Source organism: uncultured Jannaschia sp. (assembly GCF_947494025.1).
Taxonomy (GTDB): domain Bacteria; phylum Pseudomonadota; class Alphaproteobacteria; order Rhodobacterales; family Rhodobacteraceae; genus Jannaschia.
Genome location: NZ_CANLTQ010000001.1, coordinates 128,620 through 150,510 on the forward strand (window position 1 = coordinate 128,620; position 21,891 = coordinate 150,510).

At 69.0% G+C, this 21,891-nt stretch carries 22 protein-coding genes; 9 read left to right on the top strand and 13 right to left on the bottom strand.

The features are described from left to right. The first annotated feature begins 204 nt into the window (after nucleotides 1–204). Together Q1B08_RS00665 and Q1B08_RS00670 are read left to right on the top strand one after the other, a co-directional pair. Nucleotides 205–1,629, top strand: a complete 1,425-nt coding sequence (locus Q1B08_RS00665; RefSeq protein ID WP_299813126.1) for a histidine kinase dimerization/phosphoacceptor domain -containing protein — start codon at nucleotides 205–207, stop codon at nucleotides 1,627–1,629. Next, the gene (locus tag Q1B08_RS00670; protein WP_299813129.1) at nucleotides 1,626–2,027 is read left to right on the top strand and encodes a response regulator; all 402 of its coding nucleotides are present in this window, start codon (nucleotides 1,626–1,628) and stop codon (nucleotides 2,025–2,027) included. Before Q1B08_RS00665 ends, Q1B08_RS00670 begins: the two co-directional genes overlap by 4 nt. Here the strand turns inward: Q1B08_RS00670 and speB are convergent. Continuing rightward, nucleotides 2,024–2,986: an agmatinase gene (speB, locus tag Q1B08_RS00675; protein ID WP_299813132.1), complete on the bottom strand. Its 963-nt coding sequence runs from the start codon at nucleotides 2,984–2,986 to the stop codon at nucleotides 2,024–2,026. The two genes, Q1B08_RS00670 and speB, sit on opposite strands and share 4 nt — an antisense overlap. 93 nt (nucleotides 2,987–3,079) lie before the next feature. On the opposite strand from speB, the gene Q1B08_RS00680 reads away from it, so the two are divergent. Continuing rightward, entirely contained in the window at nucleotides 3,080–3,580 is a 501-nt protein-coding gene (locus Q1B08_RS00680; protein WP_299813135.1) for a flavin reductase family protein, read from the top strand. A 3-nt stretch (nucleotides 3,581–3,583) separates the two neighbouring features. Here the strand turns inward: Q1B08_RS00680 and Q1B08_RS00685 are convergent, their stop codons facing one another. Genes Q1B08_RS00685 through cysS form a run of 3 tightly spaced genes read right to left on the bottom strand, consistent with a single transcriptional unit; the run spans nucleotide 3,584 to nucleotide 7,339 of the window. Then, entirely contained in the window at nucleotides 3,584–4,342 is a 759-nt protein-coding gene (locus Q1B08_RS00685; protein WP_299813138.1) for a squalene/phytoene synthase family protein, read from the bottom strand. After that, nucleotides 4,339–5,934: a citramalate synthase gene (cimA, locus tag Q1B08_RS00690; protein ID WP_299813141.1), complete on the bottom strand. Its 1,596-nt coding sequence runs from the start codon at nucleotides 5,932–5,934 to the stop codon at nucleotides 4,339–4,341. Before cimA ends, Q1B08_RS00685 begins: the two co-directional genes overlap by 4 nt. A 49-nt stretch (nucleotides 5,935–5,983) precedes the next feature. Then, a complete protein-coding gene (gene cysS, locus Q1B08_RS00695) occupies nucleotides 5,984–7,339 on the bottom strand; it encodes a cysteine--tRNA ligase (RefSeq protein ID WP_299813144.1) in 1,356 nt (451 codons plus the stop codon). Between the two features lie 197 nt (nucleotides 7,340–7,536). Between cysS and Q1B08_RS00700 the strand changes: the two genes are divergently transcribed. Then, entirely contained in the window at nucleotides 7,537–7,722 is a 186-nt protein-coding gene (locus Q1B08_RS00700) for a hypothetical protein (RefSeq protein WP_299813147.1), read from the top strand. Then, nucleotides 7,719–8,522, top strand: coding sequence for an isocitrate lyase/phosphoenolpyruvate mutase family protein (locus Q1B08_RS00705; RefSeq protein WP_299813150.1), 804 nt, complete (start codon nucleotides 7,719–7,721; stop codon nucleotides 8,520–8,522). Before Q1B08_RS00700 ends, Q1B08_RS00705 begins: the two co-directional genes overlap by 4 nt. 49 nt (nucleotides 8,523–8,571) lie before the next feature. On the opposite strand, the gene eda is transcribed toward Q1B08_RS00705, so the two are convergent. The 3 genes from eda to hisI form a co-directional block, all read right to left on the bottom strand. After that, a complete protein-coding gene (gene eda / locus Q1B08_RS00710; protein ID WP_299813153.1) occupies nucleotides 8,572–9,204 on the bottom strand; it encodes a bifunctional 4-hydroxy-2-oxoglutarate aldolase/2-dehydro-3-deoxy-phosphogluconate aldolase in 633 nt (210 codons plus the stop codon). Between the two features lie 49 nt (nucleotides 9,205–9,253). Beyond that, entirely contained in the window at nucleotides 9,254–11,059 is a 1,806-nt protein-coding gene (gene edd, locus Q1B08_RS00715) for a phosphogluconate dehydratase (RefSeq protein ID WP_299813156.1), read from the bottom strand. Between the two features lie 224 nt (nucleotides 11,060–11,283). Then, nucleotides 11,284–11,649: a phosphoribosyl-AMP cyclohydrolase gene (gene hisI / locus Q1B08_RS00720; RefSeq protein WP_299813159.1), complete on the bottom strand. Its 366-nt coding sequence runs from the start codon at nucleotides 11,647–11,649 to the stop codon at nucleotides 11,284–11,286. A gap of 66 nt (nucleotides 11,650–11,715) precedes the next feature. On the opposite strand from hisI, the gene Q1B08_RS00725 reads away from it, so the two are divergent. After that, a complete protein-coding gene (locus Q1B08_RS00725; RefSeq protein ID WP_299813162.1) occupies nucleotides 11,716–12,171 on the top strand; it encodes an iron-sulfur cluster assembly scaffold protein in 456 nt (151 codons plus the stop codon). A 767-nt stretch (nucleotides 12,172–12,938) separates the two neighbouring features. Here the strand turns inward: Q1B08_RS00725 and Q1B08_RS00730 are convergent. From Q1B08_RS00730 to Q1B08_RS00750, 5 genes are all read right to left on the bottom strand, one after another. Beyond that, complete coding sequence (locus Q1B08_RS00730) at nucleotides 12,939–13,064, bottom strand: hypothetical protein (protein WP_299813165.1); 126 nt, start codon at nucleotides 13,062–13,064, stop codon at nucleotides 12,939–12,941. Nucleotides 13,065–13,164: 100 nt separating this feature from the next. Beyond that, a complete protein-coding gene (gene recG, locus Q1B08_RS00735; RefSeq protein WP_299813167.1) occupies nucleotides 13,165–15,249 on the bottom strand; it encodes an ATP-dependent DNA helicase RecG in 2,085 nt (694 codons plus the stop codon). Further along, nucleotides 15,246–17,489, bottom strand: coding sequence for an NAD-dependent DNA ligase LigA (ligA, locus tag Q1B08_RS00740; RefSeq protein ID WP_299813169.1), 2,244 nt, complete (start codon nucleotides 17,487–17,489; stop codon nucleotides 15,246–15,248). Before ligA ends, recG begins: the two co-directional genes overlap by 4 nt. 136 nt (nucleotides 17,490–17,625) lie before the next feature. Further along, nucleotides 17,626–18,336, bottom strand: coding sequence for a response regulator transcription factor CtrA (gene ctrA, locus Q1B08_RS00745; protein WP_299813171.1), 711 nt, complete (start codon nucleotides 18,334–18,336; stop codon nucleotides 17,626–17,628). Nucleotides 18,337–18,459: 123 nt separating this feature from the next. Beyond that, nucleotides 18,460–18,732 (bottom strand): DUF1153 domain-containing protein, encoded by a 273-nt coding sequence (locus Q1B08_RS00750; RefSeq protein ID WP_299813173.1) that lies wholly within the window; start codon nucleotides 18,730–18,732, stop codon nucleotides 18,460–18,462. Nucleotides 18,733–18,860: 128 nt separating this feature from the next. Here Q1B08_RS00750 and mnmA point away from each other — a divergent pair, with 128 nt between their 5' ends. Beyond that, nucleotides 18,861–20,012: a tRNA 2-thiouridine(34) synthase MnmA gene (gene mnmA / locus Q1B08_RS00755; RefSeq protein ID WP_299813175.1), complete on the top strand. Its 1,152-nt coding sequence runs from the start codon at nucleotides 18,861–18,863 to the stop codon at nucleotides 20,010–20,012. Here the strand turns inward: mnmA and Q1B08_RS00760 are convergent. Further along, a complete protein-coding gene (locus Q1B08_RS00760; protein WP_299813178.1) occupies nucleotides 20,006–20,686 on the bottom strand; it encodes a YrbL family protein in 681 nt (226 codons plus the stop codon). The genes mnmA and Q1B08_RS00760 overlap by 7 nt on opposite strands. Nucleotides 20,687–20,840: 154 nt before the next feature. Here Q1B08_RS00760 and Q1B08_RS00765 point away from each other — a divergent pair, with 154 nt between their 5' ends. Continuing rightward, nucleotides 20,841–21,263, top strand: a complete 423-nt coding sequence (locus Q1B08_RS00765; protein WP_299813181.1) for a DUF2852 domain-containing protein — start codon at nucleotides 20,841–20,843, stop codon at nucleotides 21,261–21,263. 90 nt (nucleotides 21,264–21,353) lie between these two features. After that, a complete protein-coding gene (locus Q1B08_RS00770; RefSeq protein ID WP_299813184.1) occupies nucleotides 21,354–21,818 on the top strand; it encodes an RDD family protein in 465 nt (154 codons plus the stop codon). Nucleotides 21,819–21,891: the final 73 nt, after the last annotated feature.

Genomic DNA, 21,891 nt, shown 5'->3' on the forward strand with positions numbered 1-21,891 from the left:
GAGACGCCCGTCGAAGCTGCCGGGTGATCTCTGACGTTGCGGAAGGTTAATCGAAGTTCACGAAAAACAAGAGGTCGGACGGGAACGCTCGGCCTTCCGGTTTGTTTACCCCGGCACGTGGCGAGGCTCGTCCTGCGGGGGATGATGCCCGGGAGGGTCGGCATGTCGGGGACCCGAACGGACGCAATGCTTGACGATTGGACGATGACCTTGAAGATCGGAGCCGCAGATCTGCTCTCTTCCCTGCCGCGAAGCTTCGCCATTATCGATCTCGACATGATCTTTCTCGAGGCGAGCGACGGGTATCTCGAACTCACCGGACGCACGCGGGAACAACTGATCGGCAGCCATGTCTTCGAGAGGTTCCCCGATGTCACGTCGGATGCCGCCTCATCCGGAGACATCGTGCGCAACTCCTTCCGGCGCGTTTTCGAGACCGGACGACCCGACAAGCTCGATACCTACTATTACCCGATCGCCCCCTCTCCCGACGACGGTGCGCCGCAACGCCGATGGTGGCGGGCCGAGAACCGCCCGGTTTTTCGGAACGGGCGGGTCGTCGCGCTGATCCACGACGTCGAGGACGTGACCGCCGACGTGATCGCGCAGCGCGAACGCGACGTTCGGGACCGGCTGATCGAGAGCCTCTCCGACGTCGCGACCTGGCAGTTCCATCCGCAGTCACAGACCGTCATCGCCTCCGCCGCCTTGGCGGAAATGTGCGAGCTCGACGGCGAAACGGGCGACGTCCTGGTGGCGCCCTATCTCGACCGGGTCCATCCCGATGATCTGGAACGCGTCGTGTCGATCTTCGCGGCGAACGCGAACGCTCCCGCCGGAACTTCCGTCGACTTCGATTTCCGTGTCGTCACCCCGCAGGCAGGCGAACGCTGGTTCGCCTGCCGTTCCGAGCTCGTGCGGAGCGAACCGAACGCCCCGGCCGCATTCATTGGATTGTCCATCGACATTACGGAAGCCAAGATGCGCGAAGTCGAGCTGACGCGCACGATCACCGAGCGCGACCGTCTGATCGAGCAGAAGGAAGTCTTGCTGGGCGAGGTCAACCACCGCATCAAGAACAGCCTCCAGATCGTCTCCTCGATCCTGAAGCTCGATGCGAGCCATGCGCACGACGAAAACATGCAAGGCCGCCTGCAGGCCGCCGCATCGCGGGTCCAGGCCGTCGCTTCGGTGCACGAGCTCATCTACCGCGCCGGTCAGGTCGATACGGTCGAGTTCGGCGAGTATCTCGGCGATCTCTGTCGCGCGATGGAGGACTCGCTGCCCCTGGAGATCGCGCTGATCCACGAATCTGTGCCGCTACGCGTTTCCACCGACCGTGCCATCTCGCTCGCGCTGCTGGTCAACGAACTGGTCGCCAACTCGGCGACCCACGCCTTCCGGGACCGGAAGGACGGCACGATCGCGGTCCGGGCCGCCGTCAACGAGACGCGGCTGGAGCTCAGCGTCAGCGACAACGGCGACGGCCGGCCGGAGGCACCGGGCCATCGCGGCCTCGGCACGCGCATCATCGCGGCGATGGTTTCGCAGCTGGAGGCCGAACTTCGGCAATTCAGAGGGACACAAGGCGGACATGTGGTCCACCTTTCGGTGCCGATCGACCGATGACCGGAGGCGACCCGCAGCGACCGCTCCGCGTTCTTATCGTCGAGGACGAGGCCCTGATCGCGTTCGATCTCGAAGCGCAGATCGAGGAATGCGGCTACGAGGTCACCGACATTGCACACAGCGTTCAGACCTGCCAGGCGGCCGCCCGGCATGTCCGGCCCGACGTGGCGCTGATGGATTACCGCCTGAAGAACGGCGATAACGGGCGCGACGCCGCGACCTGGTTGCGCGAGACGCTCGGCGTGCCCTGCATCTTCCTCAGCGGCAATCTCGATGAGGCGACCCGCGAGTTGCTGGCGCCGCTCGACCCGATCGCCTTTGTCGGCAAACCGCTCCTGCCCCCGGCTCTGCGCGCCGCCCTGAAGAAGGCGGACGAGGCGCGGCTGGCGAACGGCTAGCCCCGGCGCGTCCATCCCCACAGGCAAAGAAGTTCCATCACGACATGCGCCCCGGCGATGGCCGTCGCGCCCGTCGTGTCGTAGGGCGGCGAGACCTCGACCACGTCGCCGCCCACGAGGTTGATGCCCGCGAGGTCGCGCAGGATCGCCGCCGCCTGCCCGCTCGAAAGCCCGCCCCAGACCGGCGTTCCGGTGCCGGGGGCGAACGCCGGGTCGAGCGCGTCGATGTCGAAGGTGAGGTAGGCCGGTCGGTCGCCCACGATCCCTCGGACGCGGCGCGCGACCTCGCCCGGCGCGGCCTCGTGCACGCTGCGCGCGTCGATCGTGGTGACGCCCAACGTGTCGGGATTGACCGTGCGGATGCCGACCTGAACGCTCGTCGCCGGATCGACCACCCCGGTCTTCACCGCCTTGTAGAACATCGTGCCGTGATCGATCCGGCTCATGTCATCGTCAGCCCAGGTGTCGGAATGGGCGTCGAACTGGATGAGCGAGAGGGGGCCGTGCTTCGCAGCATGGGCCTGCAAGATCGGGAAGCTCACGTAGTGGTCGCCGCCCATCGCGATGCAGGCCGCGCCCTGATCGAGGATACCCGCGACATGCGCCCTGAGCGCGTCCGGAAAGGCCGCGACCTGCGCGTAGTCGAAGCCGAGATCGCCGTAATCGGCGATGGCGAGCGCCTCGAGCGGGGAATAGTCCCACCCGTAAGGCGGATCGAAGGGCTGCAGCGCGCTCGCCTCGCGGATCGCGCGCGGCCCGAACCGCGCGCCGGGCCGGTGCGTCACCGCCTGATCGAAGGGGATGCCGGTGATCGCCACGTCGAAGCCCGCGAGGTCCTTGGTGTAGCGCCGCCGGAAGATCGAGGTCGCGCCGCCGAAGGCGTTCTCGAAGTCGAGCCCTTTCGCGGGCCCGCCCGTGAAGGCGCGGTCCACCTGACCGCGCGCGTCCTGCAATGCCATGTCCGTCTCCTGTGGTCCGGCCGCGAACAGATCACGCGGCGCGGGGGAGGGAAAGCCACTCGACACGATCCGCCCATGCGTTAGGTGACAGGCATGTCAGACGAACGCCTCCGCGCCGATTTCATCCATGCCATGTCCCGCGCCGCGGCGACCGTCAGCGTGGTCACGACCGACGGGCCGGGTGGGCGCGCGGGCGTCACGGTCTCGGCGATGACGAGTGTCTCGGCCGGCGGCGACGCGCCGACCATGCTGGTCTGCATCAACAAGGGTGCCTCCGCGGCCGCACCGATCCTGCGGAACGGCTGCTTCGCGGTGAACGTGCTCGAGGCCGGGCAGCAACGGGTGGCCGACATATTTGCCGGACGCAGCGAGGCGCCCGGCGGGGACAGGTTCGCCTGCGTCGACTGGGCCGTGGCGCGGACGGGCGCGCCGGTTCTGAACGGTCTGGCCGGCTTTGATTGCGACCTGCAGAGCGCCGACCTTGTCGGCACGCATCACGTCATCATAGGCGCGGTGCGCGCGGTCCGCGTGGCCGAGGAGGGTTCGCCGCTGATCTACGGAATGCGCTCCTACCTGAAGACCTCCGAGGTCTGAGCCTTACCACCCCCGCAGGCTGCGCAGGCCGAGACGCAGGCGATCGCGCAGCGGCGTTTCCCGCGGCGGGTTGGCGGGATCGCGCCGGATCGCGCGCAGCCGCGCACCCGTATCGGCAAGGACGAGGAAAACGGGCCGCGCGGGCGTCGCCACCCGCGCCGAACGGGCGCGCGCGAGGGCGTCGAGACCCGTCTGCGCAAGCTCCCGCATCCGGGCATCGGGGTCGCCCGGTGGCAGGGGTTCGCGGTTCCGTGCGACGAGATCGGGCACCGCGAGGAGCCAGTTCGCCAGACCCTGCGCCAGGCCGCCGTCGCGCGCCATGTCCTCGTCCGTCGCGCCCGCCAGCCGCGCCGCGGTCCAGAGCAGCGTCCCGGCGGTGCGGTCGAGATAGCGCGTCACGTCGTCCGGCTCCGCGGGGCGCAGCCCCTCGATATCCGCGCGCCGCGCCTCGATCAGGTCGTCGAGATCACGGGCGCCTTCCGCGTCGAGCGCGAGGGCCAGCGGCGTGACGACCTCGTGACGGCGCACCTGCCCGCCCGCGGCGATCTCGCCCAACGCGTCGCGCCACCATTGCAGGCGCATCTCCGCGATCATCGGCTCCTTCGTCACCAGCGGCGCGCGCGCGACCTCGAGGTTGAAGGCGTAGAGCGGGAACAGCATCCGCCGGAGCGGGACGGGCGCGGCCATCGCGGCACGGAAGCGCGGGGGATCGCCACGTTGCACGAGCCCGGCACAGGCCGCGATCCCCTCCTCCGGCGTCACTGGACGAGCTTCCAGCGGACCGCGTCGAGCAACGCCTCGAAACTCGCATCCACGATGTTAGGCGAGACGCCGACCGTGGACCAGTGCCGGCCCTGCCCGTCCTCGTGGTCGATGATGACGCGCGTCACAGCCTCGACCCCGCCCTGCATGATGCGGACGCGGAAATCCTTCAGACGGATGTCGTCGACCTGCTCCTGCCAGCGACCCAAATCCTTGGCCAGCGCACGGTGCAGTGCGTTGACCGGCCCGCGATCCGTACCCTCCGGGTCGAGGCTTTCGGACACCGACAGAAGCTTCTCCCCGTCCACCTGCACGACGACCACGGCCTCCGACAAACGCATCGGCGCTCCGCGCGGGTCGCGGCGCCGCTCGACCGTGACGCGGTAGCGCTCGACGGCGAAGAGGTCGGGCATCAGTCCGAGCTCTTCCCGCGCGATCAGTTCGAAGCTCGCCGGCGCGACGTCGTAGGCATAACCCCGATCCTCGCGCTCCTTCACCCGCCCGAGGATGCGGCGCAGCGCCCCCTCGTCGCATTCGAGGCCCAGATCGGCCAGCCGTTTGCGCAGGTTCGACAGCCCCGCCTGGTTCGACATCGGCACGATCCGGGTGTTGCCGACGCTTTCCGGCGGGATGTGCTCGTAGGTCGTCGGATCCTTCAGGATCGCGCTCGCATGGAGCCCCGCCTTGTGCGCGAAGGCCGACGCGCCGACATAGGCCGCATCGCGCCGGGGCACGCGGTTCAGGATGTCGTCGAGCCGGCGAGAGACGGTCACGAGTTTCGGCAGAACGTCGGGTGACACGTTGGTGGCGAAGCGGCTCGCATAGGGTTCCTTCAGCAGGAGCGTCGGGATCAGCGTCGTCAGATTCGCGTTGCCACAGCGTTCGCCAAGCCCGTTCAACGTCCCCTGCACCTGCCGCACGCCGGCCTCCACCGCGGCGAGGCTGCCGGCCACCGCCTGCTCGGTGTCGTTGTGGGTATGGATACCGAGCCGGTCGCCGGGAATGCCGTGCGCGATGACCGCGCCCACGACCTCCGCGATCCGCGCCGGCATCGTGCCGCCATTGGTGTCGCAAAGCACCAGCCAGCGCGCGCCGGCGTCGAAGGCGGCGTCGAGGCACGCGACGGCATAGGGCGCATCCACCTCGTAGCCGTCGAAGAAATGCTCCGCGTCGAAGATCGCTTCGCGCCCCTCGGCCACGAGATGGGCGATCGAGTCGCGGATGTTGGCGAGATTCTCCTCCGGCGCGATGCCGAGCGCGGTTTCCACGTGGAAGATGTCGGTCTTGCCGACAAGGCAGACCGAAGGCGTCCCCACGTTCAGCACGGCGGCCAGCACGTCGTCATTGGCCGCCGACCGCCCCGCCCGCTTGGTCATGCCGAAGGCCGTCAGCGTGGCCGAGAGCTTCGGCGGCGCCTCGAAGAACTCGCTGTCGGTCGGGTTCGCGCCGGGCCAGCCGCCCTCGACGTGATCGACGCCGAGCATGTCGAGCATCGCCGCGATCTCGCGCTTCTCGCCCGCGGAGAAGGAAACTCCCTGCGTCTGCTGCCCGTCGCGGAGGGTGGTGTCGTAGAGGTAGAGGCGTTCGGTCATGCCGCGCCTCCGGCGGACGCATTCGAGCCAGGAAAACGCCGCGGCGCGGTCATGCGACGCCCTCCAGCTTGGAAGGGTCGTAGCCCGGTCCGGCCTCCCAGCCCCGGCCCTTGCCGTCGGTCACGACGACGCCCGCGGCAAGGAGCGCGTCGCGCAGGGCGTCGGCACGGGCCCAATCCTGTTCCGCACGGGCTGTGACGCGGGCCGCAAGCACCGCCTCGACCAGATCGTCGTCGCCCGCGCCGATCCAATCACCCAGCTCCGGCGTCAGCAGGCCGAGAAGCGCCGCCGACGCCGCGAGCGTGGCGCCGTCGCCGGCCTTGGCGATGCGGTGCAGCTCCGCGATGGCCCCGGGCGTGTTCAGGTCGTCGCGCAGCGCGTCCAGCACCCCCGCATCGACGGTTCCGCCCGGCGCCGCCATCGCGCGCCAGCGGCGCAACGTGCCCTCCGCCTCCCGCGCCTTCGCCTCGGTCCAGTCCATCGGTTTGGTATAATGCGTCGACAGGAAGACGAGGCGGACGACCTCGCCCGGCACGCCGCGATCGAGCAGGTCGCGGACGGTGAAGAAGTTGCCGAGCGACTTCGACATCTTCCGCCCCTCGACGAGAAGCATCTCGTTGTGCAGCCAGACCCGCGCGAACTCCGCCTCCGGATCGACGCAGCAGCTCTGCGCCCGCTCGTTCTCGTGGTGCGGGAACAGCAGGTCGTTGCCGCCGCCGTGGATGTCGAAGCTCGGCCCCAGCAAGTCCTTCGCCATGGCCGAGCATTCGATGTGCCAGCCCGGCCGCCCCCGGCCCCAGGGGGAGTCCCAGCCCGGCTCGCCCTCGCCCGACGGCTTCCACAGCACGAAATCCATCGGATCGCGCTTGTAGGGCGCCACCTCCACCCGCGCGCCGGCGATCATGTCGTCCACGGCCCGCCCCGAAAGGCGGCCGTAGCCCGGGAAGGTACCGACGGCGAAAAGGACATGCCCCCCGGCGGCGTAGGCGTGCCCCCGCGCGATCAGATCCTCGATCATCGCGACCATCTGGGGGATGTATCCGGTCGCACGCGGCATATGGTCGGGCTCCGCGTTGCCGAGCGCCGCCATGTCCTCCAGATACCAGCGCGCCGTCTCCTCCGTGATGTCCGCGATGGGCCGCCCCGTCTCGGCGGCCCGCGCGTTGATCTTGTCGTCCACGTCGGTGAAATTGCGCACGTATGTCACGTGCTCCGCGCCGTGATCGTGCCGCAGGAGCCGGGTCAGCACGTCGAAGACGATGACGTTGCGCGCGTTGCCGAGATGCGCCCGGTCGTAGACCGTGGGGCCGCAGAGATAGAGGCGCACGTTCGCGGGGTCGATCGGCGCGAACGGCTCGACGCGGCGGGTCGCGGTGTTGCGCAGGCGGATCACGGGCCGGTCCATCGGGGCCTCTCCTTCACTCGTGGCGCGGGACGGAGGGGCCGGGATCGGGACGCGGGCACCCTTGGCCCGCCGAAACCTCAGCGGGCGGTCGGAATGCAGATGATGCAGGTCGCCGTGCCCATGGCGGCGGCCTAGCATGGGCACGGTCCGCTGCCAAGCGTTTGACAGCGCCCCGCCCCCGGTGTCCGGTATGCGCGATGGCAGAGGCGTTCAACGAACCGGGCGGCGTGACCGTGGACGAAAATGACGGCAGCGGCCATTGTTCCCGCGTGCAGGCGACGAAGGGGGCAGGCATCTCCGCCCCGCTTTCGCGCAGGCCGACGATGCGCCTCTTCGCCGGACGCGACACGCTTCGACGCTTCCTCAGGGAGATGACCGAATGACCGGTTTCCGCGACCTCCACGTTCCGGGAGACCCGCTGATCCTCGCGAATGCGTGGGACGCGGGATCGGCCCGGATGCTCGTCGCGCTCGGCGCCCGGGCGATCGGCACGACCTCCGCCGGCTATGCCTTTACCCGCGGCCTGCCGGACGGCGGCAGGGTGGGCCGGGCCGAGGCCATCGCCCATGCCAAGGACATCGCCAGCCACGTGGGCGTCCCCGTTTCCGCCGATCTCGAGGACGGCTATGGGCCGGAGCCGGGCGATTGCGGGGACAGTGTGAACGAGGCCGCGCTGGCCGGGCTCGCCGGGTGCTGCATCGAGGACGTTTCTCCCGAGGGACGGGCCTACGACTTCGCCGCCGCGATCGCCCGGGTCGAGGCCGCCGCCGCCGCCGCGCGCCGGGCTCCGCACGACTTCGTCTTCTGCGCCCGGGCCGACGGGGTGATGCACGGCGCCTACGACATGGACGAGGCGATCCGCCGCCTGCGTGCCTTCGAGGAGGCGGGGGCGGACGTGCTTTATTGCCCGATGCCCGGCGGCATGGCCGATCTCGAGCGCATCGTCGCTGCTGTCTCCGCTCCGGTAAACGCGCTCGTCGCCGGGCCCTGGACGCGCACCACGCGCGACGCCTTCGCCCATGCCGGGGTCGCACGTATCTCGCTCGGCGCGTTGCTGGCGCGGGCCGCCCACCGCGCCATCCGCGACGCCGCCGCCCCGGTTTTCGACAGGGGCGACTTTACCGGCCTCGGCGGGATCCCTTCGGAGGAGGTCGACGCCCTGCTGGCGAAGGGCGCCGGATGACACGGCTCCTGTCTTCGCTTCCCGAATATCCCCGCCGGAGGCTCCGTCCCTAGCCGCGCGCCTCGCGGGCGAGGGTCTCGATCCCGGCCCAGTCGCCTGCCGCCATCTTGTCCTTCGGCGCGACCCAGCTGCCGCCTACAACGGAGACGTTGGGCAGGCTCAGGTAATCGGCCTTGTTGGCGAGGCTCACACCGCCGGTCGGGCAGAAGGAGATCTGAGGGATCGGCGCGCCGATGGCTTTCAGTGCAGGGGCGCCCCCGGCGGCTTCGGCGGGGAAGAACTTCATCATGTCATAGCCCATCTCGAGCAGCGCCATCGCCTCGGTCGCGGTCGCCGCCCCGGGCAGGAGCGGCAGATCCTCGTCGATGCAGGCCCGCACCAGCGTCTCCGTTGCGCCGGGCGAGACGCCGAACCGCGCGCCCGCGGCCTTCGCCGTGCGCACGTCGGCAGGGGTCAGGAGCGTGCCGGCGCCGACGATCCCGCCCTCGACCTCGGCCATCGCGCGGATGCAGTCGAGCGCGGCAGGCGTGCGCAGCGTCACCTCCAGCGCCGGCAGGCCGCCGGCGACCAGCGCCTCCGCAAGCGGCCGGGCATGGGCCTCGTCGTCGAGGACGAGGACGGGAATGACGGGCGCACGGGCGGCGATGTCGCGGGCGGCCCTGGATTGGTCTTGCGGGGTCATGGCTGGCGCCTCCGGCTAGTGTTCGATGCGGTTCTGGCGGGACGGGCGGTCAGATGACCACCCCCGCCCCGGCATCCGCGCGCCCGGCGCTCTGCCGGAAGATCGAGAAGAGCTCGCGGCCGAGACCGTGCTCGTTCGCGGCGAGGTCGGGATGGACGAGTTCGCGCGCCTCCACACCTTCGGTCAGAACCTCGAGCCGGCCGCCCGCCGCATCGACCCGGATGATGTCGCCGTCCTCGATTTTGGCGATCAGACCGCCGTCGAGTGCCTCGGGCGCGACGTGGATCGCCGCGGGCACCTTGCCCGACGCCCCCGACATGCGCCCGTCGGTGACGAGGGCGACCTTGTGGCCGCGCCCCTGCAGGACCGACAGGACGGGGGTCAGACCGTGCAACTCCGGCATGCCGTTCGCGCGGGGGCCCTGGTAGCGAACGACGACCACGCAATCGCGATCGAGCTCGCCCGCCTGGAAGGCCGCCTTCACCGCGCCCTGATCCCGGAACACGCGGGCCGGCGCCTCGATCGTGTGGTACTCCTCCTTCACGGCACTGATCTTCATCACGCCGAGGCCGAGATTGCCGCGCACCTGCTTCAGCCCGCCGTGATGGTCGAAGGCGTCGTGCGGCGGGCGCAGGATCTTGTGGTTCTGGCTTTCGGCCGGGCCGGCCTCCCAGCGGATCGCGTCGCCGTCGAGCTTCGGCTCGTTGGCATAAATGGCGAGTCCCTGCCCCGCGACGGTCCGCACGTCCTCGTGCAGCATCCCCGCCTCGAGCAGGCGCCCGATCATGTAGGGCAACCCGCCCGCCGCGTGGAAATGGTTCACGTCGGCAAGACCGTTCGGATAGACCCGTGCCATCAGCGGGGTGATGTCCGACACCGCGTCGAAATCCCCGCAGGTCAACTGCACGCCCGAGGCGCGTGCCATGGCGATCAGGTGAAGGACGAGGTTCGTCGACCCGCCCGTCGCCATCAATCCTACCAGCCCGTTCACGTAGGCCCGCTCGTCGAGCACGTCGCAGACCGGCGTGAACTCGTTGCCGAGCCCGGTGATCTCCGTCGCGCGGAGGGCCGCGGCGTCGGTCAGCGCGTCGCGCAAGGGCGTGCCCGGATTGACGAAGGACGCGCCCGGCAGGTGCAGGCCCATGAATTCCATCAGCATCTGGTTCGAGTTCGCCGTGCCGTAAAAGGTGCAGGTGCCCGGCCCGTGATAGGAGGCCATCTCGGAGCGCATCAGCGCCTTCCGGTCGATCTTGCCCTCCGCGAACTCGCGGCGCACGCGGGCCTTCTCCTCGTTGCCGATCCCGGTGGTCATCGGGCCGGCGGGAACGAAGATGCCCGGAAGGTAGCCGAAGGTCGCGGCGGCGATGACGAGGCCCGGCACGATCTTGTCGCAGATGCCGAGATAGAGCGCGGAATCGAAGGTGTTGTGGCTGAGCGCGACCCCGGTGGCCAGCGCGATCACGTCGCGGGAGAAAAGCGACAGCTCCATCCCCTGCTGGCCTTGCGTGACCCCGTCGCACATGGCGGGCACCCCACCCGCGACCTGCGCCGTCGCGCCGGCCGCACGCGCGGCGGCCTTGATACGGTCGGGATAATCCTTGAACGGCTGATGCGCGCTCAGCATGTCGTTGTAGGCGGTCACGATCCCGATATTGGGGCCGCGCTCCTCTGCGAGGTCGTCTTTCTGCTCGCCCATCGCGGCATAGGCATGGGCCTGGTTGCCGCAATCGAGGTGCGCGCGGCGCGGCCCCTGCTGCGCCTGATCCCGCATCCGCGCGAGATACGCCTCGCGGGTCGGGCGCGAGCGTTCGCGGATACGGTCGGTGATCTCTTCGATGCGGGTGTCGAGCGGCATGGTCCATTCCCCCTGCTGTCACGCACCAAATGCAACGTTAGCGATAACAGTTCAAGTCGGGGGATCGCTGGCTCGGGGTGACCATTTTCCGCCCCGTCCCGCTTCCGCCGGTGTGTCCCTCGCTTGGGCCGGCGGGGCATCGCTCGACGACCTAACGCGGGTAAAAGGAGAGGCGGAAGGCTGGAATCGCAGCCGCACCATCGGCGCCGTGCCGGGAAGCGGCTCTAGAATTCCGGCGTCATAGCGACGATTTCATGTCCGTCCTGCACGCTCGTATAGAAGCAGCTGCGCCGGTTCGTATGACAGGCCGGTCCGGTCTGGTCGATCCGCAGGAGCAGGCTATCGCGGTCGCAATCGACGCGCATCTCCACGAGCTTCTGCGTATGGCCGGACGTCTCGCCCTTCACCCAGAAGGCCGCACGGGATCGCGACCAATAGGTGACGCGACCGCTCTCGAGCGTCCGGGCCACGGCCTCGACGTTCATCCAGGCCATCATCAGCACCTCACCCGTCCGTGCGTCCTGCGCGACGGCGGGGATGAGTCCGCGTGCATCGTAACGCAGCGTCGAGGGATCGAATGTCGTGGCCATCGCGCACCTTTGAAACTCCGGTCGGGACCGCTACCTAGGGTGCGAACCTCCCGGAAGGAACCCGCCATGTCCGACGCCGACCTCGTCAAGCTCTATTCCGGCCGGATTCTGGAACTTGCCGCGGACATGCCGATGACGGCGGGGCTCGACGCTCCGCAGGCGGTCGCCAAGAAGCGCTCGCCGCTTTGCGGCTCGACGGTGACGGTCGCGCTCGACACCGAGGATGGACGGATCGTGCGCTACGCGCAGGACGTGAAGGCCTGCGCGCTCGGCCAGGCCTCGGCCTCGATCTCGGGTCGGCAGATGATCGGACGCGACCTCGGCGAAGTGGCGGCGGCGCGCGACGCACTGCGCGCCATGCTGAAGGACGGCGGGCCGGTGCCGGACACCCCCTGGGACGGTTACGAAGTGCTGACCCCCGCGCGCGACTTCAAGAACCGCCACGCGTCGATCCTGTTGGCCCTCGACGCGACCGTGGCCGCGCTGGAGGAGACCGAACGGGCACGGCTCTCCGTTTCGTGACGAGGCGTTTCCCTCCTATCGGGGAGTGACGGATCGCCCTGAACCGCAATGCCCAGGGATTTTTCCGGTCGGCTCCCATTACCGGGAAAACAGTTCGGGATCGCGATCGCCTCCGAATTTTGGACGCCTCCGCTTGCTGCCGATACGCTTGCGAAAGGCGGTCGGATCCGGTCGCTCGTAGCGTTACCAATCGCCGGCCCTCGGCGACCTTGCGTTCCGGGAACCCGAACCGTCCTCGAAGAGCCGTTCGCGCTTTGCGTTCAAAGCTGCCGCCTCGTGGGACACGCGCGGATCTCCGCGAGCCGACCGCGTTCCGATCCGCTCGGTCGGGGCAGACGTCGAGGATCGCGCCGCGTGCGATACGGACGGCAACCGGAGGAGCCGACCCGACCTGCGCCGCCGCGAACGGGCAACGTCACGCTCCAAGGGCGCTCCGTGGGGACCAGGTGTGAAGGACGGTTTGATTGCGATACACGACCGCCCGGGATCGGAGACGGCCCTGCTTTGGCCCGGGCGGAACAGCGGGATTCGGTCAGGCTTCGGCGCGATCACGTGACGAGCCACGTCTCGGCCTTCGATAAGCCCCTCGAAAAAACCGCCGCGCTCCGAAGGAGGCGGCGGTCAGGTTGCATCCCGACGCACGGGCAGTGAGCTGGCTCGGATGAGGCGGAGCCGACCGCGATGCCTCGGGGACGGAGGCGGCGGCAACTTACCGGCGTCGGGACGACCGGAAAGCGTTCGGCGCGGGATGCGGGCAGATCAGGTCGTCAGGCGATCAGGGCCGGCAGATGCAGAAAGCTCAGCATCAACGTCACGAGCCACACGCCGCCAAGGATATCCGTCAGGGGTTCCCGGTCGATCCGGGCAAGGGCGATCTTGACCTTGTGTATCATGGCGGCACCTGTTGCTAAGAGTTGCTACTTTGTTCTCATTTTCCCGGCCTCGTGTAAAGAACTTTTTAGGAACATCCGCGAACAGAACGGAACGTGCAGCCTAACCGACTGACAGGAGGCGGAGAGCGCGATCCTGCTCGGTCAGCCAGAGCAGCAGGCGCGCGGCCTGTCCGCGCGGGTTCTCGAGTTTCGGATCGGCGGCGAGAAGCGCGCGCGCGTCGCGGCTCGCCAGCGCCATCAGCCCGGCTTGACGTTCGAGATCGGCGACGCGAAAGCGCGGCAGGCCTGATTGCGCGGTCCCGATCACGTCGCCCGCGCCGCGAAGCTGTAGATCCTCCTCGGAGATGCGGAACCCGTCCTCCGTCTCGCGCAGGATGCGAAGCCGCGCCTCCGCCGTCTCGCCGAGCGGGGCACGATACATCAGGAGGCAGGTCGAGGCCGCCCTGCCGCGCCCGACCCGGCCGCGCAATTGGTGAAGCTGCGCGAGCCCGAACGTCTCCGCCCGCTCGATCACCATGATGGAGGCATTGGGCACGTTCACCCCGACCTCGATCACGGTCGTGGCGACGAGAACGGAGGTCTTCCCTGCCACGAACCGCGCCATCGCCGCATCCTTCTCGGCGGGCGGCATCTGACCATGGACGAGGCCGACAATCGCTTCCCCGAGCGCGCTCCGCAGCGCGCGGAACCGCTCCTCCGCCGAGGCGAGGTCGGCGGCTTCCGACTCCTCGACGAGGGGGCAGACCCAGTAGGCCTGACGGCCTTCGGAGATGGCGGCCCTGAGCTTGGCCACGACGTCGTCCATCCGCGCGACGGGAACGGTGGCGGTGACGACGGGTGTGCGGCCGGGCGGTTTCTCGTCCAGCACGCTCAGATCCATGTCGCCGTATTGCGTGAGCGCGAGGCTGCGCGGGATCGGCGTCGCGGTCATCACCAGCACGTCGGTCGCCGCGTTCTTCTCCCCCAGCAGCAGGCGCTGGCGCACGCCGAAGCGATGCTGCTCGTCGATCACGGCGAGGCGAAGGTCGGCGAAGGCCACGTCGCGCTGGAACACGGCATGGGTGCCCACGAGGATCGCGATGTCGCCCGCGGCCAGCGCGTCGAGCTTGGCCTGCCGCTCGCGGCCCTTGTCGCGGCCCGTCAGTAGCTCGAGCACGACGCCGGCCGCATCGGCCAGGGGACGCAGGCTCTCGGCGTGCTGACGGGCGAGGATCTCGGTCGGCGCCATCATCACCGCCTGCCCCCCCGCTTCCGCCGCGGTCAGGAGCGCCATCAGCGCCACCAGCGTCTTGCCGGACCCGACATCGCCCTGCAACAGGCGGTTCATGCGGCGCGGCTCGGCCATGTCGGCGGCGATCTCCTCGACCGCGCGCTGCTGCGCCGCGGTCGGCACGTAGGGCAGCGCGGCGAGCACCTTGCGACGCAGCCGGCCATTCCCTTCGGTCACGATGCCCTTCCGTCGTCGGTCGGACGCCCGGGCGAGCGCGAGGGTGAGCTGATGGGCGAGGAGTTCGTCGTAGGCGAGCCGCTGCCGCGCGGGGAATTCGGGGGCGAGGCCGGCCGCGCCATCCGGGTGGTGCGCCGCGCGCAGCGCGTCGGCGAAGGCGGGCCAGCCGCGTTCCGCCATCAATGCCGGGTCGATCCATTCCGGCAGGTCCGGCACGCGCTTCAGCGCCCCCTCCACCGCCTTCGTCACGACCTTCGCGCTGAGCCCCGCAGTCAGGGGATAGACCGGCTCGTAGGCGGGCAGGGTCTCGCCCTCGCTCAGGACGTGGTCGGGATGCGGCATCTGCGCCACGCCGTCGTAGAGCTCGGCCTTGCCCGACAGGATGCGCCGGGCGCCGGGCGGCAGCGTCCGCATGTGCATGTCGGCCGAACCGCGAAAGAAGACGACCTGGAACGTCGTGCGCGCGTCATCCACTTCGATCCGGTAGGGGCGTCCCTTGGTCGCGGGCGGCATGTGCCGACCGACCGTCACCGGAACGGTCGCGACGCCCGGCAGCGTCGCGTCGCGGATCGAGGCGACGGGGCTGCGGTCGATCCCGCCGGTCGGCAGCGTGAAGAGCAGATCCTTCGGCACGGCGACTCGCAGGTTCGCCATCAGTTTCGCCGTCTTCGGCCCGATCCCCGGCAGCGTTTCGAGCGCGGCGAAGAGCGGGAACAGGCGCTCGGGGCGGCCGCTCATGCGCTCCCGATCAGCGCGAGCCAGCCATCCTCGTCGATCGTCTCCACGCCGAGCTCCGCGGCCTTGGCCGCCTTCGAACCGGCGCCCGGGCCCGCGACGACGAGGTCCGTCTTCGCGGACACCGAGCCCGAGACCTTGGCGCCGAGCGCTTCCGCCTGATGCTTCGCCTCGGCCCGCGTCATCTTTTCGAGCGAGCCGGTGAAGACGACGGTCTTTCCGGCGACCGGGCTCGCCGCCGCGACGGCCTCCGGTGCCTCGGGGTCGAGCTCGGTCAGAAACTCGAGGATGGCCTCCCGTTCGAGGCCGGGGGTGAGCGCGTCGCAAATGGCGAGCGCCAACGTCGCGCCGATCCCGTCGATGCCGATCAGGTCGTCCCAGGCCGCGCGGGCCTCGGGCGCCACGTCCGTCCATTCGCGGGTGCGGGTCTCGGCGATCCGCGCGCGGCGGCCCTCGACTTCCGCGGCCGCGCGTTCGGCGAGGATGGCCTCCTCCGCGCGCCGGTGCGCCTCGGCGGCCGGCATTGCCGCGTCGACTTCGTGCAGGAACGCCGTCCAGGTCTGGAAGTGCCGCGCCAGATCGCGGCCCGCCACCTCGCCCAGATGGCGGATGCCAAGACCGAAGAGCACGCGCGCGAGCTCCTGCCGCCGCGACGCCTCGATGGCCGCGAAAAGATTACCGGCGGAGGTCTCGCCCCAGCCCTCCAGCGCCGCGACCGCTTCCTTCCCCGCCCCGTGCCGCGCCCGGAGCCGGTAGATGTCGGCCGGCGCGCGAACCCAGCCCAGCTCGTGGAAGCGCTCGATCTCCTTGTCGCCGAGTCCTTCGATGTCCATCGCCCCGCGCGAGACGAGATGCTTGAGCCGCGCCACCCGCTGCGCCGGACAGATGAGCCCGCCGGTGCAGCGGCGCACCGATTCCCCCGGCTCGCGCCGGGCGGGGCTTCCGCAATCGGGGCAAACGTCGGGAAAGGCGTAGGGTTCGGCCCCGGGCAGGCGGGCGGAAAGGTCGACGTCGCGGACCTTCGGGATCACGTCCCCCGCGCGGTAGATCTCCACCCGGTCGCCCACACGCAGGTCGCCCGTGCGGATCGAATTGCCGGCATTGTCCACACCCGCGATGTAATCCTCGTTGTGGAGCGTCGCGTTGGAGACGACGACGCCGCCCACGGTCACCGGCCGCAGCCGCGCGATGGGCGAGAGCGACCCGGTGCGGCCCACGTTGATGTCGATCGCTTCGAGCCGGGTCCAGGCGGTCTCGGCCGCGAACTTGTGGGCGATGGCCCAACGGGGGGTGGTGGAGCGAAAGCCGAGCCGCCCCTGCAGGGCGAGATCGTCGACCTTGTAGACGACGCCGTCGATGTCGTAGCCCAGATCGGCCCGCGCGGCCTCGATGCCGGCGTAGCGATCCAGAAGCCCGTCCACCCCGTCGCAGCGCCGCGTTTCGGGATTGGTCCGGAAGCCGAGCACACTCAGCCGTTCGAGCGCGCCGGTCTGCGTCTCCGCCAGCGGCGCGGACAGCTCGCCCCAGGCATAGGCGAAGAACTTGAGCGGCCGGGCCGCGGTCACTTGCGCGTCGAGCTGGCGCAAGCTGCCCGCGGCGGCGTTGCGCGGATTGGCGAAGGTCTTGGCGCCCGCCTCCGCCTGCCGTTCGTTGAGCGCGGCGAAGTCGGCGTGGCTCATGTAAACCTCGCCGCGCACCTCCAGCACGTCCGGCGCATCGTCGAGCGTCTCGGGGATGTCGTGGATCGTGCGCGCGTTCGCCGTCACGTCCTCGCCGGTCTGCCCGTCGCCCCGCGTCGCCGCCCGGACGAGACGCCCCCCCTCGTAGCGCAGCGACAGGCTCAACCCGTCGATCTTGGGCTCGGCGGTGTAGGCCAGCGGCGCGTCCGGCGCGAGGTCGAGGAAGCGGCGGATGCGGGCGTCGAACTCGGTCACGTCGTCGCGTTCGAAGGCGTTGCCCAGCGAAAGCATCCGCACCTTGTGGCGGACCTTGCCGAAGGTTTCCGACGGCGCGGCCCCGACCCGCTCGGTCGGGCTGTCGGCGCGCTTGCGCCTCGGGAAGCGATCCTCGATCGCCGCGTTCCGACGCTTCGCGGCGTCGTATTCGGCGTCGCTCATTACCGGGTCGTCGTCGCGGTGGTAGGCGGCGTCGGCACGCGCGAGCAGTTCCGCGAGACGAGCCAGCTCCTGTGCGGCGGCGCCCGCGTCGAGCGCCTCGACCTCGATCCCTGACGTATCCGGCAAACCTCGACCCCCGCGCGCGACCTGTGAGCGGTGATATTGCGCGGGGTTCCCGGATGACAACAGATTCGGCAGCGGGTTCCGGACAAGAAAGAAGCCGCCCCGAAGGACGGCTTCCCGGTCCGCTCGCCCGGAGGGGTCAGGCGTGGGCCAGCTTCTTCTTGCCGCCGGCCTCTTCGGGATCGCGCAGCACGTAGCCGCGGCCCCAAACGGTTTCGATATGCGTCTCGCCGCCCGTCGCGATGGAAAGCTTCTTGCGCAACTTGCAGATGAAGACGTCGATGATCTTGAGTTCGGGCTCGTCCATGCCACCGTAGAGATGGTTGAGGAACATCTCCTTGGTCAGCGTCGTGCCCTTGCGGAGCGAAAGCAGCTCCAGCATCTGGTATTCCTTGCCGGTCAGATGCACCGGCTTGCCGTCGACCTCCACGGACTTGGCGTCGAGGTTCACGGCGACCGATCCCGTCCGGATGATCGACTGCGAATGACCCTTGGAGCGGCGCACGATCGCATGGATGCGGGCGATCAGCTCGTCGCGGTGGAACGGCTTGGTCATGTAGTCGTCGGCGCCGAAGCCGAAGCCCCGGATCTTGTTCTCGGTGCCGTCGTCGCCCGACAGGATCAGGATCGGCGTCTCGATCCGGCTCATGCGCAGCTGCTTGAGGACGTCGTGACCGTGAATGTCCGGCAGGTTCAGGTCGAGAAGGATAAGATCGTAATCGTAAAGCCGCGCGAGATCGATCCCCTCCTCGCCCATATCCGTGGCGTAGACATTGAGGTTGGCGCTGGCCAGCATCATCTCGATACTCTTCGAGGTGGTCGGGTCGTCTTCGACGAGCAGGATACGCATGTCTTTCTCCGAGGGTTCACCGGGGTCTGACGCCAACATTAACGGAAATGGTTAACTTAACGTTACTAGCGTTAACGTAGCGTCCCCTTAACCCGGAACAAGCGTCGTGCCCGATCCCCCCGATCAGCGATATTGCTGAAGAAGCGTGGTCTTCAACCCGTCCGTTCCGTAGGAGGTCATGGCGCGTTCCCAGCCGTCGAACTCCTCGTCCGTCAGCTCGTAGCGCGCGAGCGCCTCCTCGCGCGGGATCAGCCCGGACTGCACGCCGCGGACCACGGCCTCCTTGCGACGCGCGACCCAGCGGGTGGTCCCCACCGGCGGCAGATCCGCCCGTGTCATCTGGGTGCCGTCGGGCAGCGTGACGATGCGCGGCCCCGGTCCCTTTCTAATGTACATTTCGTCCTCCTTGGCCGTCTGGAGGCGTTCTTGCGCGGGGCGTCGTTAAGCGCGGGTGAAGCCAAGCCTTGCGAATATCTCGGATTTTCCTATATCTCGCGGCTCTAGCCGGCCACGGAGAGTCCCCCATGCCCCGCGACCTTGTCCAAGGTTCCGACGTCAACAGCCTCGGCTTCGCCAAGCCGCCCGCCGAGACCCGGGTGGTCGTCGCCATGTCGGGCGGCGTCGATTCCTCGGTCGTCGCCGCGATGCTGGCCGAAGAGGGCTACGACGTGGTGGGTGTTACGCTGCAGCTCTACGATCACGGCGCGGCACTCGCGAAGAAGGGCGCTTGCTGCGCGGGACGCGACATCCACGACGCCCGCCGCGTGGCCGAGGCTATGGGTTTCCCCCATTACGTGCTCGACTACGAGAACACGTTCCGCGAGGCGGTGATCGACGAGTTCGCCGACGCCTATCTCGGCGGCGCGACGCCGGTGCCCTGCATCCGCTGCAACGAGCGCGTGAAGTTCCGCGACCTGCTGGAGACGGCAAAGGATCTCGATGCGGACTGCATGGCGACCGGTCACTACATTCAGCGTGCGGACGGCCCCCACGGTCCGGAGCTGCACCGCGCGGCCGATCCGGTGCGGGACCAGTCCTACTTCCTGTTCTCCACGACCGGCGAGCAGCTGTCCTACCTGCGATTCCCGCTGGGCCACCTGCCCGACAAGGCCGCGACCCGCGCCCTTGCCGCCCGCTACGGCCTGCCCGTGGCCGACAAGCCCGACAGCCAGGACATCTGCTTCGTGCCGAACGGGAACTACGCCGCCGTGATCGAGAAGCTGCGCCCCGGCGCGGGCGAGCCGGGCACGATCGTCGACATGGAAGGGCGCGAACTCGGACGACACGAGGGGGTGATCCACTACACGGTCGGGCAGCGGCGCGGGCTCGGCATTGGCGGGCTGGCGGAGCCGCTCTACGTCGTGAAGCTCGACACGGAGACCCGGCGGGTCGTGGTCGGCCCGAAATCGGCGCTGTCGACGCGGCTGGTTCCCCTGCGCGAGATCAACTGGCTGGGCAACGCGCCTCTCCATTCGCGGCCGGAATGGCATGTCGGCGTCAAGGTCCGCTCGACACGTCCGCCCCGCGAGGCCATCCTGCGCCCCCTGTCCGACGGAGGGGCCGAGGTCGAGCTGTTAACGCCGGAGGAAGGCGTGAGCCCGGGACAGGCCTGCGTGTTCTACGACCTGGACTCGACGCGCATCTTCGGCGGCGGCTGGATCTGGCGCGGCTACTGAGCCTCGAAGCGCCGCGCAGTTCCGTTCCACCGCAGCGGCGACCCCGCGGCGATCCGTGCGAACCCGCGGCCGAGCGCGCGCGCGTTGATCGCGGGAAACCAGGTGCGAAGCGGAACGAACGCCTTTTCGCCGTAGCCGTCGACCAGCAGGAACCGGCCGCCTGAAACGGAGGCGTCGAGGACGACGTTCCCCGCCGTGAGATCCGGCACAACGACGTTCAGGTCGTACAGATCACGCACGAACGCGTTCAGCGGGCCGAGCGGCACGGCGTCGTCCCGGCCAGCCCGCATCAGGTCGCGGAGCGTCGGCGCCAGCGCGCCCTGCGCGTCAGGGACGCGCACGGCCACCTGCGCCAGACCACGATCCGTCCGCACGACGGAGCCGAACTCGGCGATCGGAATGGGACGGTCGAGGCGCTCCGCCCGATGCGCGACGCGCAGGTAGCAGCGGTATTCCTTCAGGAGATACCTGTAGGGACCAAGCCCCGCCCGGCGCTTGATCCAGGCCCGCACGCCCCGCCGGCGGGCATAGGCAATCCGTTTCGTGCCGCGAAGGGTCTTCAGCAGCTGATCGGGCCGCCCGGGCCGCGCAAAGACGTCCCGGACCTTTCCACGCGCCAGTCGATGCGCATCGGACAGGTCCAGCATTCGGTCGGAGGATCGGATATCAGCCATGATCCCGAATATGACACTTCGAGGAAGGAAGTCACCTGCCGGGAGTACATGTATACGGTCTTAACTTTTCTCGCGCGGCCACCTTGCGAAGGCGAACGGCCGCGACCACATCGATAATGTGAAAGCAATTCACATAGCGACAGGAGAGACGCAGATGACCCCAGCCACCGCCAATGTCGGTCGTATTTCCGGAAACTGGCTCGCCAAGGCCGAAGCCTGGCTCGACGCCCGCGGCAAGGGGGCGTGGATCGCGCTCACGATCGTCGCCCTCGTCGTCGCCTGGCCGGTCGGCCTCGCGATCCTCGCCTACGCCCTCTGGTCCCGCCGTATCGTCGGCTCCTTCCGCGGCAAACAGGCGCGGCGGATGACGCCGACGCGCTTCCGCAGCTCGGGCAACACCGCGTTCGACGCCTACAAGGCGGACATGCTGCGGCGCCTGGAGGACGAGCAGGAGGCCTTCGAAAGCTTCCTCGAGCGGCTGCGCGAAGCCAAGGACAAGGCCGAGTTCGACCAGTTCATGCAAGACCGCGAGAAGCGCGCCGCATCCGGCGACGCGGCCCGGCCCTCGGACGCCTGATCCCGCCTCCCGCCTCCCGCCTCCCGCCCCGCGACTTGATCCGTCGCGGAGCGGGGCCCACCTTTGCAATCGAGCCGCAAGGAGACGCAGATGACCCAATGGAGCGACGTTTCGACCCGCGCGACGAGCCGCCTTCCCAATCCGGTTGCCGCGCCTGAATTCTACGACGGCGTCGCGGTGAAGCGCGGCGTGGCGTGGATCGTGGACACAATCGTCATCACGCTTCTCACGATCCTCGCGGGCGTGCTCACCCTCACGATCGGGTTCTTTCTCTGGCCGCTCTTCTTTCTCGGAATCGGGTTTCTCTACCGCATCGCGACGATCGCCGGGGGGTCCGCCACCTGGGGGATGCGTCTGATGGGGGTCGAGTTGCGTGGCCATGACGGCGAACGGTTCGACCTCGCACAAAGCATCGCCCATGTCGGCGGCTATTATGCCTCGGTCGTGACGGTGGTGCCCTGGTTCCTCTCCATCGCAACCATTGCGGCGACCCCCCGCCGGCAGAGCCTGACGGATTTCGTGCTCGGATCGGCCGCGATCAATCGCCCCGGCTGAGGCTTGCGGTTTGCCGGACCGGCCATTTTTCGTTGACGGCCGGTCCGGGTGGGATAGGGTCCGGCCAAACAGA

What these genes read in the sequence shown, in the direction of transcription:
- ctrA (WP_299813171.1), bottom strand. Translation starts at nt 18,336, where the DNA reads ATGCGTATCCTGCTCGTCGAAGACGACCCGACCACCTCGAAGAGTATC.
- cysS (WP_299813144.1), bottom strand. Translation starts at nt 7,339, where the DNA reads ATGGACCGGCCCGTGATCCGCCTGCGCAACACCGCGACCCGCCGCGTC.
- Q1B08_RS00665 (WP_299813126.1), top strand. Translation starts at nt 205, where the DNA reads ATGACCTTGAAGATCGGAGCCGCAGATCTGCTCTCTTCCCTGCCGCGA.
- Q1B08_RS00730 (WP_299813165.1), bottom strand. Translation starts at nt 13,064, where the DNA reads ATGATACACAAGGTCAAGATCGCCCTTGCCCGGATCGACCGGGAACCC.
- recG (WP_299813167.1), bottom strand. Translation starts at nt 15,249, where the DNA reads ATGAGCGGCCGCCCCGAGCGCCTGTTCCCGCTCTTCGCCGCGCTCGAA.
- Q1B08_RS00680 (WP_299813135.1), top strand. Translation starts at nt 3,080, where the DNA reads ATGTCAGACGAACGCCTCCGCGCCGATTTCATCCATGCCATGTCCCGC.
- Q1B08_RS00770 (WP_299813184.1), top strand. Translation starts at nt 21,354, where the DNA reads ATGACCCAATGGAGCGACGTTTCGACCCGCGCGACGAGCCGCCTTCCC.
- Q1B08_RS00705 (WP_299813150.1), top strand. Translation starts at nt 7,719, where the DNA reads ATGACCGGTTTCCGCGACCTCCACGTTCCGGGAGACCCGCTGATCCTC.
- cimA (WP_299813141.1), bottom strand. Translation starts at nt 5,934, where the DNA reads ATGACCGAACGCCTCTACCTCTACGACACCACCCTCCGCGACGGGCAG.
- Q1B08_RS00750 (WP_299813173.1), bottom strand. Translation starts at nt 18,732, where the DNA reads ATGTACATTAGAAAGGGACCGGGGCCGCGCATCGTCACGCTGCCCGAC.
- edd (WP_299813156.1), bottom strand. Translation starts at nt 11,059, where the DNA reads ATGCCGCTCGACACCCGCATCGAAGAGATCACCGACCGTATCCGCGAA.
- hisI (WP_299813159.1), bottom strand. Translation starts at nt 11,649, where the DNA reads ATGGCCACGACATTCGATCCCTCGACGCTGCGTTACGATGCACGCGGA.
- Q1B08_RS00760 (WP_299813178.1), bottom strand. Translation starts at nt 20,686, where the DNA reads ATGGCTGATATCCGATCCTCCGACCGAATGCTGGACCTGTCCGATGCG.
- Q1B08_RS00700 (WP_299813147.1), top strand. Translation starts at nt 7,537, where the DNA reads ATGGCAGAGGCGTTCAACGAACCGGGCGGCGTGACCGTGGACGAAAAT.
- Q1B08_RS00725 (WP_299813162.1), top strand. Translation starts at nt 11,716, where the DNA reads ATGTCCGACGCCGACCTCGTCAAGCTCTATTCCGGCCGGATTCTGGAA.
- mnmA (WP_299813175.1), top strand. Translation starts at nt 18,861, where the DNA reads ATGCCCCGCGACCTTGTCCAAGGTTCCGACGTCAACAGCCTCGGCTTC.
- Q1B08_RS00765 (WP_299813181.1), top strand. Translation starts at nt 20,841, where the DNA reads ATGACCCCAGCCACCGCCAATGTCGGTCGTATTTCCGGAAACTGGCTC.
- Q1B08_RS00670 (WP_299813129.1), top strand. Translation starts at nt 1,626, where the DNA reads ATGACCGGAGGCGACCCGCAGCGACCGCTCCGCGTTCTTATCGTCGAG.
- eda (WP_299813153.1), bottom strand. Translation starts at nt 9,204, where the DNA reads ATGACCCCGCAAGACCAATCCAGGGCCGCCCGCGACATCGCCGCCCGT.
- speB (WP_299813132.1), bottom strand. Translation starts at nt 2,986, where the DNA reads ATGGCATTGCAGGACGCGCGCGGTCAGGTGGACCGCGCCTTCACGGGC.